Below are 14,381 nucleotides of genomic sequence, written 5' to 3' on the forward strand. Positions count from 1 at the left end.
TCTAATACTGGCGAACCACTTTAGCTGGGTTTCCAACTATCACTGTGTTACATTTCAGAACAGACTTTGTTACTATTGAACCAGCTCCAACTATTGTCCCATCAGCTAATGTAACCCCTGGCATTATGATAGCCCCCATACCTATCCAACAGCGTTCTCCAAGTACTACTTCTTTAGCCTCTGAATGCTCATCTAAATTCTTAAAGTCATGATTTGCAGTTATAATTCCAACATTTGGCGCAATATAGGTACCATGCCCAATTATTATTTTCGCTCTATAATTCTGAAAATAACAACCTGGACTAAACATATTATCAAGGTTGTCATTATGAAAATCTAAATTTTTATAATTTCCAATAGTAATGTTGTGACTGCAGGGAAATTTCACTTGACGATTAAAGCCTAAAATTTTTTGAAACCATATAGAACGCCAACACCATACCCAACCATCTATTTTCCCTCCTTCAAACCATCTCCCTTGCAAGTACTTTTTGTTGTAAAAAAGTGGAATCAAAAAACGTGAAATAATAGCAAACGCTTTAATTAAAATTAACTTCATAAAAGCACCAAATAGGATGTGAATATAGTAACTAATAACAATATTATATAAATAAACATTTCCATGAACTTCAAAGAAAGTACTTTCATACAAAAACAGAGCAGCATTACTCGAGGCAAAATGGAAGCAATAACTAAAAACAAGAGCGATGTATAAAAATCAAAATGTATTGATACTATATAAAAACAAACGCACCTTAAGAGAAACGTAATTATCGACAAGCCAAGGTTTACATTCTGCTTACCAGCTTTCCACAAAGCACCCGATAATGGAGAAGAAACAAACAATACAATGCCATATAAAATTAAATAATCAGTGTAATTTGACAAGTCTGTGTATTGCTCTTTAAACACCAGTTCAACTAAGAAATCAATTGAAAAATAGTATATGCATACGCCAAAAATAACGATACCAAATAAGCAATTTAGTATTAGTCGAGCTAACTTAGACTGCTCAGCATTCGTCTTCTCTTTGGACATTTCCTTGTAATAGACCATTCCCAAAGTTGAACCGATCATAGCAACTGGCAGCAATATCATTTTTTCAGCAATCGAATATATACCAGCTATTTCAGCTCCAAATACAGTCATAATAATTACAACAGGTAAATTTTGAGAAAGCTGAAAAACAAAATCAGATGGCATTTCATATTGACCAAACCTTTTATGTTTTTGCAATAGGTTTTTAGAAGCTATGTTTAAAGAAGGTATTAGACTTAAATTGGACTTATACAAAAAAAATAAACTACACACTACCAAAGAGAATGTATAACTGTAAACTAAAAGAAAATCCCCTTGACCAATAGTAAAGGTTACAAATATATGAGCCACTACAGTAGATAAGGCTAGAATCAATTTGTTTTTTGATACTTCGCCATATTTCTCTTGCGCGGTTAAAAACTGCTCTACAACTTTATTCCCTGAAACACTAAATATAGTTAATATGAAACAAATAAAAACACTTGCCGGGATCTCATAAAAAAAACCTATAATATAAACAACTAAAACCGCTAAAGCGGTGGTAAACAGTGTAATTGTACGAATATTTTCTGCTTGAGTTTTACATTCACTGCCACAAAGAACTATAGAAGGTTCAAAGCGCAGAGTTATCATTACAGAAACAATAAGGCTTAATGAAATAAAACTGCCGAGATAACCAAATACCTCAGGAGAAAGGTATAAGGTTAAAAAGGGTAGAACTAATATAGGTAAAAATTGGCTTATTGATGTCGCACCAAGCAGTTTAAGAACACTATTGAACATGATATTAACTCGGTTTGTCCGTAACGAGTAAATAGCCATGCATAGGCAAGCTAAACACTGAACTTGCTAAACGCTCTGCTACTGGAAAATCTCCAGGTTGATAACCCAAGGCTTTAAATGCCGTTTGTTGATGCATACAAGTGCCGTAGTAAACCACTGTTGGAATACCTTGTGACTTATACTTAGCCATCTCAGCATCCCGGTCTTCTGCTACAAGTGTGTATTGCGCCCATGAACTCACATAGCCCGCAGGTACAACCGGCGTTTTATATTTATCTTTTAATTCTTCAGTATACTTTTCGGCAGCCCGATTTCTATTGATAAGCTCTTGAGGAAATGCAGCAAGCTTTTCTAATAATATTGCCGCTTGAATCGTATCTAAGCGCGAGTTCATACCTATACGAACATTATCGTACTTATCTTTACCTTTACCATGAACACGAAACGACCTTAATAACTCAGCATACTCATCATTGTCTGTGAATAATGCACCACCATCTCCATAACAGCCTAATGGTTTCGCTGGGAAGAAACTAGTTGTCGCGATATCACCAAATGAACCTGCGCGCCTACCATCGATTTCACCACCAAAACCCTGGGCAGCATCTTCTATGATTTTAAGGTCATATTTATCTGCGATTTTTCTTAATGCAGAATAATCCGCAGGCAAACCAAACAAGTCCACTGCAATAATAGCTTTTGGATTTAACTTGCCCTCATTAACCACTGCCTCAATACGCTTTTCTAAATCTATAGGGCAAATGTTGAATGTATCTGCGTTTGAGTCAACAAAAACTGGGGTTGCACCTTCAAACGCAATAGTTTCTGCTGTCGCGAAAAATGTGAATGTTGGACAAAAGACAGCATCACCTTCTTTTACATCTAAAACCATTAAAGCTAAGGTTAATGCGTCTGTGCCATTAGCGCAGCTAACTGTGTGTTTAACACCTACGTATTCTGATAACTCCTGCTCTAATTCTCGCACTTCAGGCCCCATGATGTAACTACCATGATCTAAAACTGCTTGGATGCGAGCGTCAATTTTGTCTTTTAAGTGCTGATATTGCGCAGCCAAATCTATAAATTGCATTGAATAATTACTTCTACGAATTATTTGATTGAAACAAAGCCATTTTCTAATTGATATTGCTCACCTGTGTGTTCACAGGTTGCCATACCGTTTCCTTCCAGCGGTAAGTCGAGTTGTTCACCATATCGACTGATCCAGCCAATTTGTTTTGCAGGTACACCAACCATCAATGCAAATGGCTTAACATCTTTATTTATCACCGCACCCGCACCCACAAGGGAATACTCTCCAATTGTCACGCCACATACTATGGTACTATTGGCACCCAGAGTTGCACCACGCTTCACTAGCGTGTCACGATACTCTGCTTTGCGCTCGATGAATGAACGAGGATTATAAACATTAGTAAATACCATGCTAGGGCCGCAAAATACGTCATCTTCTAGATGAACATTATCGTAAACCGAAACGTTGTTTTGAATTTTGACATTGTTACCAATAGTAACTTTATTACCTACAAAAACATTTTGGCCTAGAGAGCAACCTTCGCCTATCTGTGCACCACCGCAGACATGTACAAAGTGCCATACGCGTGTGCTTTCACCAATTTGAGCGCCCTCATCGACAATAGCGCTTTCATGTACATGTTTGCTCATCAGTTATAGTACCTTTGATAAAAGTGGATGTGCTTTTTCACCTGCTTTAACAACGTCTTGAACACGAATGTTTTCAACTGTTTCTATCGCTATGCGATTTTCATCAATGCCAAAACCATTGCCTGCTAGTACATTTTGATAACTTAGAGTGTGTAGGTCTGTAAAGCCGCCTGAAAACTCTAGCTCTTCTGTATTATCACCATCATTTATCGTGATACTGCGATAAGTGAGCTTCTCACCTTTCACTGCATTTTCAGGCAGATTATTTGAATCTATTGATAAAAACCACTTTACGCGAGCACGCTCATACTCCAGGTAACCGCTTGCGGTCTTCTCATCTCTAAAATGTACTTCATTGCTTTTTAGTTCACCGAAAATGAAGTGCAACATATCATAGAAGTGAACACCGATATTCGTTGCTACACCACCTGATTTATGATCAAAACCTTTCCAAGATTTCATGTACCACTTACCGCGAGATGTCATATAAGTTAGGTCTACATCAAACACTTTATCTATCGGTGCTGATGCGACTTTCTCTCTCAAAGCAATAATTGATGGATGTAGACGTAGTTGGAGAATTGAATTTACTCTAGCACCATATTTCTGCTCATAGTCTTTCAATACATCCATATCTTCTGAGTGTAAAACCAATGGCTTTTCACAGATTACATCTATGCCGTTTTTAAGCGCATATTTCATATGCGGGGCATGCAGATAGTTAGGGCTACAAATCGCAATGTAATCTAATTTCTTCCCTTGTAAAGCCTGATCTTCAACAAATGCTGTAAAATCCTCGAACTCGGTGAAGAATTCAGCTTCAGGGAAGTGGCTATCCATGATACCAACTGAATCATTAATATCCATTGCCACGACTAAGTTGTTACCAGTATCTTTAATAGCTCGAAGGTGGCGCGGTGCGATATAACCTGCTGCACCAATTAATGCAAAGTTTTTCATGCTAATTACACTCACCTTTTAGTAAGTAATTAATAATATCCTCGGCACAGTGGCCATTTCCATAAAATGGAACTGAATAATCTACATCTGTTGATTTAGCCTTATCATAAGCAGCTAAGATTTTGATTTTTTCAACCCCTACAAGATGATTACTGCCATGTTCAACCAATTCGACCCACTCAGTCTCATCACGTGTCACTAAACATGGCTTTTCAAAGAAATACGCTTCTTTTTGTACACCACCGCTATCGCTGATCACAAGACTACAATGCTGAAGAAGATACACCATCTCTAAATAACCAACTGGCTCTAAAATAGTAAAATCAACCTTAATATCATTCGCAGCTAAAATAGCTTTAGTACGCGGATGTAAAGGTACAACTACTGGCTCAGATTGACAGATTTCATTTAAAGATTCGACCAACGACTTTAAGCGTGATAAATCATTGGTATTTTCAGCACGATGAATCGTACCTAAAACAAACCTTCCTGACTGAACAGTCGAAGGTAATTCTGAAGGCTTTTGACTTCGTTGCGCATAAAACTTAGCTGCATCGAACATTACATCACCTACCACGGGCAAGTAATTAGCGTCGTCAATATAGCCTTCTTTAAGTAAATTTTGCTTAGCTGACTGAGTTGGACAAAATAAAATTTCGCTTAACTTATCGGTCAATATTCTATTTTGTTCTTCAGGCATACGCATGTTGAAACTACGTAAACCAGCTTCAACGTGTGCAACCTTGATATGTAATTTTGATGCGGCAAGAGCCCCAGCTAACGTGGAGTTCGTATCACCATATACCAATACCCAATCAGGCTGTTCTTTGAGTAAAACTTCCTCAATCTGCTCAAGCATTCTGCCCGTCATAGCGCCGTGGCTTAAAGATGCAATTTCCAATTGGTAATCAGGCTTTGGAATATCCATCTGCTCAAAAAAAACATCGCTCATATTGGCATCAAAATGTTGTCCTGTATGAACAATAACTTCTTCAACGTCATTATGCTGTTTAATTGCGCGGCTCACTACGGCAGCTTTAATGAACTGAGGTCTAGCCCCTATAACTGTAACTATTTTCATGATGATTACAGCCTAATATCAGCTTCTGATGGCTTTAATACGTGTTTAACATCGTACAGCACATGATTTTGCTTACCGAATGAGCGTAACTTTTTCTCGCCCATTTCTTTGAGCTCTGAATGGTCTACTGCCAAGACAACACCATCGTACTTTCCTTCTTCAAGCTCAGTGATTAAATCAATACCGTATTCATGCTTAACTTCTTCAGGGCTTGCCCAGTTATCATATACATCTACTGACATATTGAAGTCTTGCAACTCTTTAACAATATCGATGATTTTAGTGTTGCGAACATCTGGGCAATCACCTTTAAAGGTGAAACCTAGAATAAGTACCTTTGCTTCATCGATATGAATTTTATTACTTGCTAACTTCTTAACAAGTTGAGTAGCTACGTACTCACCCATACCATCGTTAATTCGACGGCCGGCAAGGATCACTTCTGGTCGATAACCGACTTCTTGTGCTTTATGTGTAAGATAGTAAGGATCAACACTAATACAATGACCACCTACCAAGCCCGGCTTGAACTTTAAAAAGTTCCATTTTGTACCTGCCGCGTTTAATACTTCTTCAGTGTCAATGTTTAAGCGATTAAAGATTTTTGCAAATTCATTAATGATCGCGATATTTAAATCACGCTGTGTATTTTCAATTACCTTTGCAGCCTCTGCCACTTTAATTGAACTGGCTTTGTGCGTACCAGCTTCAACAATTGAGCCGTAAAGCGCATCAACAAAATCTGCAACCTCAGGGGTTGAGCCTGAAGTAATTTTCATAATTTTTGTTAATGTATTTACTTTATCACCAGGGTTAATGCGCTCTGGTGAGTATCCAGCAAAAAAGTCTTTATTAAATTTTAAGCCTGATACTTTCTCAATAATTGGTAAGCAAACTTCTTCGGTTGCACCAGGGTAAACCGTTGATTCATAGATTACAACATCACCTTTTTTAACAAATTCGCCAAGCATTTCAGAGGCTTTTTGTAATGGTGATAAATCTGGTGCATTGTTGTCATCGATTGGAGTTGGCACGGTGACAATATACACTGTGCTGTCTGCCAACTCGCTTTTATTGCTTGCAAAGCGAAGCGATGTGGCTGCCTGAAGCTCTTCATCAGATACTTCCAATGTTGAATCATGGCCAGATTGCAACTCTTCAACTCGAGCTGAGCTAATGTCAAAACCTAATACATTAAACTTCTTTGACAACTCAACCGCCAACGGCAAACCAACATAACCCAAACCGATAATACATATTCGAGTATCTGAATTTAGAGACATCATTACATTCTTCCTAAATGATATTTATTTATCTGATTTATATTCATAATTGTAGTAACCGTAGTAACCATAAGCATTACTTGCTTTTTTAACGACACCGTTAAATACAACACCTTTAACGTCAATACCATTTTGTTCAAAGCGGTTTCGCGTAAGTTCCAACTCTTTCACATGGTTCTGACCAAAGCGAGTTACAAGTAAAGTACTACCAGCATGAGCACTTACTATAGCAGGGTCAGTTACCGCTAAAATCGGCGGTGTATCAATGATTACTAGGTCATATTTCACACTCACTTCTTCAACTAACTTTGAGAAGTTTGCATGCATTAATAGTTCTGATGGATTCGGTGGTATTTGTCCTCGGGTCATTACATCCAACCCTGCAACTTGGCTTTGTTTCGTTGCTTCTTCTAAGTTAATACGACCAGATAAATAGTCACTTAAACCATTGTCCCACTGCATGCCAAATTGCGTTTGCAAGTAACCTTTACGCATATCAGCATCGATAATAAGTACTTTTTTATCACTTTGCGCGAGTACAGTTGCTAGGTTTACCGAGATAAACGATTTACCTACACCTGGACTAGGGCCCGAGATAGCGATAACGTTATTTTTTGATTCCATCATCGCAAAGTGCAGGCTAGTACGTAGGCTTCTTAATGCTTCAATCGAGAGGTCTGCCGGGTTATCCATCGCAAGTATTGATTTTGCTTTTGCAGTTTTCCCTTTTCTCGCTTTAGCAAAGCCTGTTAACTTAACCTGATACTGTGAGTAAGGCACACTTGCATAAACAGGTAAGCCTAGCGCTTCAATTTCACTCGGGTCTTCAATACCCTTATGAATCGCTTTTTGAATAAGCACAATGGCTACAGCAAGCATGCCGCCCAACATTGTCGCCATTAGTACAATTAATGATTTTCTAGGTTTTACTGGTTTCGAAGTATTTACCTCCGCGAAGTCAATAACACGAACATTACCCACAGTACCAGCGCGAACAATATCTAGCTCTTGAGTTTTGGCAAGTAATAGTGTGTAAATTTCGTTATTGACTTCAACGTCGCGCGTAAGGCGAAGAAGCTCTTGCTGTGTTTCTGGAAGCACTTGTACTTCTGCTGCTAAACGACGCTTTTGATTTTCAACCGCCTCTATTTGCTCTACAACCGCTTGATAGCTAGGGTGGCTTTGCTTAAATTTACGAGACAATTCAAGCTTTTTAAGCTCCAATGATTGAAGTTGTGTTTCAAGTTTTACAAGCTGCTTTAACACACCTTCAGTTTCAAGGCTAATATCAACCGACTGCTGCTTTACTTGATAATTGTTGAAACGTTGCTCAGCCGCTTCCAATTGCTTTTTTACTTGAGGAAGTTGATATTCCAAGAAATCTAGAGACTTTTGTGCTTCCGCACTGTTACGTTCAACATTTCTGCGAACATAAATACCTGCCACTTTATTAAGTACTATTTCTGCATACTCTGAATCTGCGTGTTGCAAGCTCAAGTTGATGATTCCAGAGTCTTTACCTTTTTCACTTGCGCCAATCGCTGATTGCAAATCTAAAATAGTGTTTAAACGATCTCGTTTTTTAATTGTGAATTCAGTGTTTGGTCTAGCAATAAGTGTTTTAATCGTTAAACTGAATGTTCCATTACTGGCTTCTACACCCACAGTACCTTTTAATACACGATCACCGTTGCTATTGAGTAATTCAAATTGGTCATTTGCTAATGCAACTATAGTGAACACATTGCCGACTGCATTACTTGGTACCGTGAACCTGAATATATCAATTTTTTCACCCCCCCAAGCATAACTAGATGCACCAAAGCTTGGGTCAGCTAAGTCGCCTTCTTGCATGGGAGTAAAATTACGAAATGCTCTACCACCAACAACAGGGAAAAGCTTGGGTTCTGCAACAATATCAAGCTTCAGGCTATCAACTGCCTCACCGATAATACTGCGAGATTTTAATAGCTCAATTTCTGTCACTGCTGCTGAGGTGCTTTCAAACATTCCTCCTAGTTCATCAAAACCGGGGACAGAGCCACCTTTTTCTTCAACTTGTATCATAGATGTTGCTTGATATATCGGCGTACTAAAAACAGCTATCGCGATACCAACAATCATAAATAATGTTGTAACAGCTACAATAAGCCACTTACGGTCAAGCAAGGTACCTAGTAAAGCCATTAAATCGATTTCTTGCGCTTGTTCTGTGGATTGCTGTTTTTGCGATCCACTTAATAGGTTTGATTGAGCATTCATTGACTCTTTCATCCTTATAAATACTTCAGCCAAGCGCTACACGCGCTATCGATTAAGTCATAAACATGTGCAAAAGCCTCGCGACTTTGCCTGTACGGATCTGGCACTTCTTTATCACCAAGCCATTTACCAAGCAAAAATGTTTTACCACGCGCTTCAGGGTAGCGAGTGCACAAATCTTGTACATGCCTTTGTTCCATCACCAAAATCAGAGAGTTTTGGGCAACTAGTGAAGAGCTAAGCTGACGGCCTGAGTGAGGCGCCATATCAATACCATGCTCACTAGCAAGTTCTTGAGCGACACCATCAGCTGATTTACCCACAAGCGCAGTCAAGCCTGCAGAAGACACATTAATACGCGTATTACTTAGCTTATTTTTCAGCACATATTCGGCTGTCGGGCTTCTACAAATATTACCTGCGCAGACAACCAAGATACTATCAAACATTATCTATATACCTGCCTATTGATTATCTATATCTTGCAATGCATCTACTGTTGAAAGCGAAGGAAGAAGTAGGCTAATAACTTTATTCCATCTAGCAATCGGTGCGCTAGTAACGTAAACAATATCTTGTGGTTCCAATTCAAACTGTTCCGCATAGATTAACGCCGCAACATTATTTGCTCGTAATTGATACACATCAGCAACCACACCATCAGTGTCAAAATTTCTTTTTCTAAGAACGAATATGCCATTTGCATTGGCACTACGCTCATTGATCCCGCCTACCTCAGATAAAGCTTCGGCCAAACTGAGACCATAACGCTTAACCTCAACCGTACCTACTTTATTAACATCCCCCATCACATAGACATTACGTTTATCATTGCGTGCAATATGGATGATATCTCCATGTTTCAGTATTCGGTTTTGCGAAATATCACCTTTAGAGTAAAAGTCATCCAATTGGATATGCTCTACTTTATCGCCGCGACTAAACGTGACCGTTTTCCAATCAGCTCTTTCATTTAATCCGCCGGCCTGATTGATAGCGTCGATTAGAGTAAGTGGAGTCTCTGTTACAGGGTAAACACCCGGACTCTTAACTTCGCCTGTGACATACACCTTTTGACTTTTAAAACCTACGACTTTAACGTCTATCTGAGGGTCTTCAATAACGCGGCTTAAGCGATTAACGAGCTCTTCTCTAAGCTCAACTACTGTTTTGCCAGCAGCAAGTACCTTTGGTGCATAAGCATAAGTAACAGTGCCGTCCGCTTGAACTCTAAAGCCGTCAAACTCAGCGGTACGTTGAACTGCTGCTGGGATAGTTAATTCAGGGTGATCCCACACGCCGATAGTAATTACATCCCCAACACCCAAACGGTATTCATAATCAGAGACATCAATGCCTGAAACGGAAGTTATACGCTCGGTTCTGTTCTTACTTTTCTGATTATTGATCACTTCAGAGTCAATTATTTGAATATTAACTGTTGAAAGTTCTTGATCCAAATTTGCTGTCTTATCGCCTGATGTAATTCCTTCAAAATGCCCACCTGGGATCAAGGTGCAGCCACTCATTACCAATAAACCTGCTGAAGCTATAGACATGGCAATGAAATTTTTACAGCGTTGGGCCATTTGTTCTTCCTAAATATTTTTAATACTTATTCTACGTTACTAAGCTTGAGGTTACTTAACAACATGGGTCCTACTCATACGATGGCTAATTAAACCATGCGATGTTCTCATTCGCAAGTTTACATTGCGTTAATGTTACATGAGTTTTACTAAAGATTTGTTGCAATAACTTTTCGTTTCATTTTAGTTGTTTTTCTATTCAACTTCGCATCTTACAACGTTATGTAAAGAGCTAAAAAGTAACAAGTTTACCCAATAAAGAAACGAATAACGTAAATTAGCCATACCTCGTTATTGAAAATATATAATTGTAAAAAAAAGGATAGTTGCACATTGTATAACTGGATAGTTTCGAAAAAAGCCTGATGTGAGTTTGCTCACCATAACTTTAAGAAACGAATTCGAAATATCGAACAGACTTGAGCTATATAAGCTTCCAGTGCTTTGAAGTACCACACTCCCTATGATGGTGGTATTATACTATATAAAAAATTTTAGGCCAATTTATCTCCCCTTTTAAATTAATCAAATTTAACTTTTAAGCCTTATTCGTTGTTAGATTTTTAAAAAATTAGGCAGAAATACCGTCGTAACTGAAAAAATAAAATAGCAGCTACCTGCACCACACTTGAACTCTCACCAAAAGCGACGATAAGGTAAGCTCCGATTAGACATATCACTTAAAATAGCTTTGTAAAAGCCTTAAAGTTTAGTTAACAAACATAAAACTTTCATTTTTGACTATATTGATAATTTTCATTTTCAATATAGTAGACAACAACAATAGCGCTTCATAAATACTGTGTCTTTATGAAGAATCACGTTCTAAATTACAATTTTCAGTCGTTACCAAATAAATCTCTAGTATACACTTTGTCTGCTACATCAATGAGGGTATCGTCCATTCTATTTGCTATGATAACGTCAGATATTGACTTTAACTCTTCAATACTAGAAACGACTTTTGAATTAAAGAAAGATTCATCGTTTAGCGTTGGCTCGTAAACAACAACTTCAATACCTTTAGCTTTAATCCGCTTCATTATCCCTTGAATTGCAGACGCTCGGAAGTTATCAGAACCAGCTTTCATAACAAGTCTATATATACCAACTACTTTTGGATTTCGTTTTACTATAGAATCCGCAATGAAGTCTTTTCTCGTAGAATTTGCATCAACGATAGCTCTAATCATATTGTTCGGTACATCTTTATAATTTGCCAGAAGCTGTTTTGTATCCTTTGGCAAACAATAGCCGCCATACCCAAATGAGGGGTTATTGTAATGCCCCCCTATACGAGGATCTAAACTAACACCTGTGATGATTTGCTTTGTATCTAAGTTGTGTGCTTCTGCATAACTATCAAGCTCATTAAAATAAGCAACTCGCATAGCAAGATAAGTATTTGAAAATAGCTTTATCGCTTCAGCCTCAGTAGAGTTAGTAAGCAAAATATCTATCGAGCATTTTTTTGCTCCCTGTCTAAGGAGATTTGCAAAAATTTCAGCTCGCTTACTTTCTTCCCCAACAATAATTCGTGATGGGTACAAATTATCATATAACGCACTACCTTCTCGCAAAAACTCTGGTGAAAAAATAATTCGGTCAGTATTGAACTTAGCTTTTACGGTTTCAGTGTAGCCGACTGGTACAGTAGATTTAATAACCATTACGGCATCTGAGTTGATACTTAATACATCTTCAATAACACTCTCAACAGAAGACGTATTAAAATAATTGGTTTCGGGATCATAATTAGTAGGTGTTGCTATTATTACGAAATCTGCCTCCTTCAACGCTTGATATTTATCTGTCGTTACAAAGAAATCTAAAGCACTATTTTTCAAATACTCTGTTACATACAAATCCCCTATCGGGGACTGTCGATCACGAAGCAATTGAACTTTTTCAACATCTATATCTAAAGCAATTACAGAGTTATGCTGGGATAATAAAAGTGCATTTGACAAACCGACATAGCCAGTACCAATAACTGTAATTTTCTTTTTTATAGATGTGCTCTGTTCATCGCCTTGTCTGAGACATTTTCCAGAGACTGAATTATCAGCTTCAAATTTTTTGCTCATTCCCCCACTATGTATTCCTCTGAACTTATTTTTTTGCATCGTAAAATTTCCTTCTTTGTATTATCAAAATACTCTACTTACGAACTGTTTCAGTTTATGAGGGGGTCATTAAGAGATGATAAAAATACTACCGTTCATAGTGGTAGTATCCGTACTCTCAATGCGAACAACGGACGAACACTTTGAAAGAACAGACGGAACAGGGATAACTCCATCGTAGACTCTAATTTCGACTCAATGCACTAACGCATCAAAAAATACAGATTAAGCCATGCCTGATGTAAAGCATAATCAGATAGAACCAAGGATTAGTTTAAGACCGATAAAAAAGTATCAGCTATAAGCAACTGGCTGAGGAAATTAAGAAAAGTGATAATGGCAGCTTAATAAACGTATGCTGCACTTAAGATTTAAATTCGCGGACATCTTGCAAGATGAGATAAAAACTCAAAGCAAATACTCTAAAGCTATTCGATTGAGGGCTATATTAAAATTTGATCACCCTTACTTTCTATACTTTGTAAGCCCGTGATATGTATAAGATATCAAATTAATTAACAGTTTTATCCCACTGATGTTTCCATAATGCTTAAGAACATAAGCTTGCCTGGAAAACTCTTGTATCTTATTTGAAGACAGGGAGCCAGGTGTTTGTCTATAAAATGCATCTACATGACCTGTATTTGAAGCAAAATTGCACTTTTTCAATAAACATAACCACAGCGCATAATCTTCCTTTGGTGAATCAGGAAATAGTACTTTTCCAAAATACTCTGCATCGTATGCTGCTGTTAAGCAACCTATCGAGCATGTTTTCAATAAGTCTTCAAAAGACACCTGATTAGGAGCATGAAAAGTATTTTTTATCATAGAGTTATCTAAAGAGGCGCCTTCAGATACAACATGATAGTCAGAATAAATAAGCTTATGCCCTTTTTGTTCAAAAGCAGCAAATTGATTCTCAAGCTTACTTTCTTTCCAAAAGTCATCACTATCTAAAAAAGTAATATATTTAAACTTGGCGTGAGTGATGCCTGTATTCCTCGCACCAGCGGCCCCTTTTTTAAACTCATTGTGTAAAAGCTTTATACGAGCATCTTGTTGAGCATACTGCTCTATCAGTTCTTTTGTTTTATCAGTCGAACCGTCATCGATAACGAGTAGTTCCCAATGGGGATATGATTGAGCAATAACAGAATAAACAGCTGTTTCAAGATAGCGTTCTGCATTATATGCTGGCATGATGATTGAAAACATTAGGCAACTTCCTTTGTGATTTTTTGCCAAACGACATCAAGCTTTTCGATAGTAGAGTTTCCTCCACCGACCTGAAAAATTGGTTTTAAAGGTACACTATCTACAATAAATTTCTGTGTAATCCATTTAAAGTCGGAAAGTTTAGTCTGACCGTCACTTTTTTCGAGATCACAAAGTAATTCGCAGTTGACGTCTGAAGAACAGTTGTCAATGATTGACATCTCCAAACCTTTATATGCTTGGGCAGAGACAGACACACACGTGTCATTAATCAAATTTATAATCTTTTCAGCGGCAGCATTTAGCGATACTTTTTCTTTTTCCAAAATCAAACCAGTTCCTAATCAATCTATAA

At 37.8% G+C, this 14,381-nt stretch carries 13 protein-coding genes; all 13 read right to left on the minus strand.

Annotation, left to right across the window (positions count from 1 at the left end):
- Window position 1 precedes the first annotated feature (1 nt).
- Entirely contained in the window at window positions 2–559 is a 558-nt protein-coding gene (locus AC2CZC_RS04115) for a DapH/DapD/GlmU-related protein (protein WP_484583925.1), read from the minus strand.
- A complete protein-coding gene (locus tag AC2CZC_RS04120) occupies window positions 556–1,821 on the minus strand; it encodes a lipopolysaccharide biosynthesis protein (protein ID WP_484583926.1) in 1,266 nt (421 codons plus the stop codon). Before AC2CZC_RS04120 ends, AC2CZC_RS04115 begins: the two co-directional genes overlap by 4 nt.
- A gap of 4 nt (window positions 1,822–1,825) precedes the next feature.
- Window positions 1,826–2,911 (minus strand): DegT/DnrJ/EryC1/StrS family aminotransferase, encoded by a 1,086-nt coding sequence (locus AC2CZC_RS04125; RefSeq protein ID WP_484583927.1) that lies wholly within the window; start codon window positions 2,909–2,911, stop codon window positions 1,826–1,828.
- A 20-nt stretch (window positions 2,912–2,931) separates the two neighbouring features.
- Window positions 2,932–3,507 carry an acyltransferase gene (locus AC2CZC_RS04130; protein ID WP_484583928.1) on the minus strand — a complete coding sequence of 192 codons (576 nt, stop codon included), beginning with the start codon at window positions 3,505–3,507 and terminating at the stop codon, window positions 2,932–2,934.
- A 3-nt stretch (window positions 3,508–3,510) separates the two neighbouring features.
- Window positions 3,511–4,467: a Gfo/Idh/MocA family oxidoreductase gene (locus AC2CZC_RS04135; RefSeq protein WP_484583929.1), complete on the minus strand. Its 957-nt coding sequence runs from the start codon at window positions 4,465–4,467 to the stop codon at window positions 3,511–3,513.
- Between the two features lies 1 nt (window position 4,468).
- Window positions 4,469–5,548 carry a non-hydrolyzing UDP-N-acetylglucosamine 2-epimerase gene (gene wecB, locus AC2CZC_RS04140; protein ID WP_484583930.1) on the minus strand — a complete coding sequence of 360 codons (1,080 nt, stop codon included), beginning with the start codon at window positions 5,546–5,548 and terminating at the stop codon, window positions 4,469–4,471.
- A 5-nt stretch (window positions 5,549–5,553) separates the two neighbouring features.
- Window positions 5,554–6,831 (minus strand): Vi polysaccharide biosynthesis UDP-N-acetylglucosamine C-6 dehydrogenase TviB, encoded by a 1,278-nt coding sequence (gene tviB / locus AC2CZC_RS04145; RefSeq protein WP_484584840.1) that lies wholly within the window; start codon window positions 6,829–6,831, stop codon window positions 5,554–5,556.
- A 24-nt stretch (window positions 6,832–6,855) separates the two neighbouring features.
- Entirely contained in the window at window positions 6,856–9,093 is a 2,238-nt protein-coding gene (locus AC2CZC_RS04150; RefSeq protein ID WP_484583931.1) for a polysaccharide biosynthesis tyrosine autokinase, read from the minus strand.
- A gap of 14 nt (window positions 9,094–9,107) precedes the next feature.
- Window positions 9,108–9,542 carry a low molecular weight protein-tyrosine-phosphatase gene (locus AC2CZC_RS04155; protein WP_484583932.1) on the minus strand — a complete coding sequence of 145 codons (435 nt, stop codon included), beginning with the start codon at window positions 9,540–9,542 and terminating at the stop codon, window positions 9,108–9,110.
- A gap of 15 nt (window positions 9,543–9,557) precedes the next feature.
- Window positions 9,558–10,682 (minus strand): polysaccharide export protein, encoded by a 1,125-nt coding sequence (locus AC2CZC_RS04160; protein WP_484583933.1) that lies wholly within the window; start codon window positions 10,680–10,682, stop codon window positions 9,558–9,560.
- A gap of 839 nt (window positions 10,683–11,521) precedes the next feature.
- Entirely contained in the window at window positions 11,522–12,808 is a 1,287-nt protein-coding gene (locus AC2CZC_RS04165) for a nucleotide sugar dehydrogenase (RefSeq protein WP_484583934.1), read from the minus strand.
- Between the two features lie 465 nt (window positions 12,809–13,273).
- Window positions 13,274–14,026, minus strand: a complete 753-nt coding sequence (locus AC2CZC_RS04170; RefSeq protein ID WP_484583935.1) for a glycosyltransferase family 2 protein — start codon at window positions 14,024–14,026, stop codon at window positions 13,274–13,276.
- Window positions 14,026–14,352: a hypothetical protein gene (locus tag AC2CZC_RS04175; protein WP_484583936.1), complete on the minus strand. Its 327-nt coding sequence runs from the start codon at window positions 14,350–14,352 to the stop codon at window positions 14,026–14,028. Before AC2CZC_RS04175 ends, AC2CZC_RS04170 begins: the two co-directional genes overlap by 1 nt.
- Window positions 14,353–14,381: the final 29 nt, after the last annotated feature.

The organism is Pseudoalteromonas sp. MMG033, assembly GCF_057197785.1.

Excerpts from the sequence above, each read along its gene's own strand:
- tviB (WP_484584840.1), bottom strand. The coding sequence starts at position 6,831 with ATGTCTCTAAATTCAGATACTCGAATATGTATTATCGGTTTGGGTTAT.
- AC2CZC_RS04120 (WP_484583926.1), bottom strand. The coding sequence starts at position 1,821 with ATGTTCAATAGTGTTCTTAAACTGCTTGGTGCGACATCAATAAGCCAA.
- wecB (WP_484583930.1), bottom strand. The coding sequence starts at position 5,548 with ATGAAAATAGTTACAGTTATAGGGGCTAGACCTCAGTTCATTAAAGCT.
- AC2CZC_RS04165 (WP_484583934.1), bottom strand. The coding sequence starts at position 12,808 with ATGCAAAAAAATAAGTTCAGAGGAATACATAGTGGGGGAATGAGCAAA.
- AC2CZC_RS04170 (WP_484583935.1), bottom strand. The coding sequence starts at position 14,026 with ATGTTTTCAATCATCATGCCAGCATATAATGCAGAACGCTATCTTGAA.
- AC2CZC_RS04130 (WP_484583928.1), bottom strand. The coding sequence starts at position 3,507 with ATGAGCAAACATGTACATGAAAGCGCTATTGTCGATGAGGGCGCTCAA.
- AC2CZC_RS04135 (WP_484583929.1), bottom strand. The coding sequence starts at position 4,467 with ATGAAAAACTTTGCATTAATTGGTGCAGCAGGTTATATCGCACCGCGC.
- AC2CZC_RS04155 (WP_484583932.1), bottom strand. The coding sequence starts at position 9,542 with ATGTTTGATAGTATCTTGGTTGTCTGCGCAGGTAATATTTGTAGAAGC.
- AC2CZC_RS04160 (WP_484583933.1), bottom strand. The coding sequence starts at position 10,682 with ATGGCCCAACGCTGTAAAAATTTCATTGCCATGTCTATAGCTTCAGCA.
- AC2CZC_RS04125 (WP_484583927.1), bottom strand. The coding sequence starts at position 2,911 with ATGCAATTTATAGATTTGGCTGCGCAATATCAGCACTTAAAAGACAAA.
- AC2CZC_RS04115 (WP_484583925.1), bottom strand. The coding sequence starts at position 559 with ATGAAGTTAATTTTAATTAAAGCGTTTGCTATTATTTCACGTTTTTTG.
- AC2CZC_RS04150 (WP_484583931.1), bottom strand. The coding sequence starts at position 9,093 with ATGAATGCTCAATCAAACCTATTAAGTGGATCGCAAAAACAGCAATCC.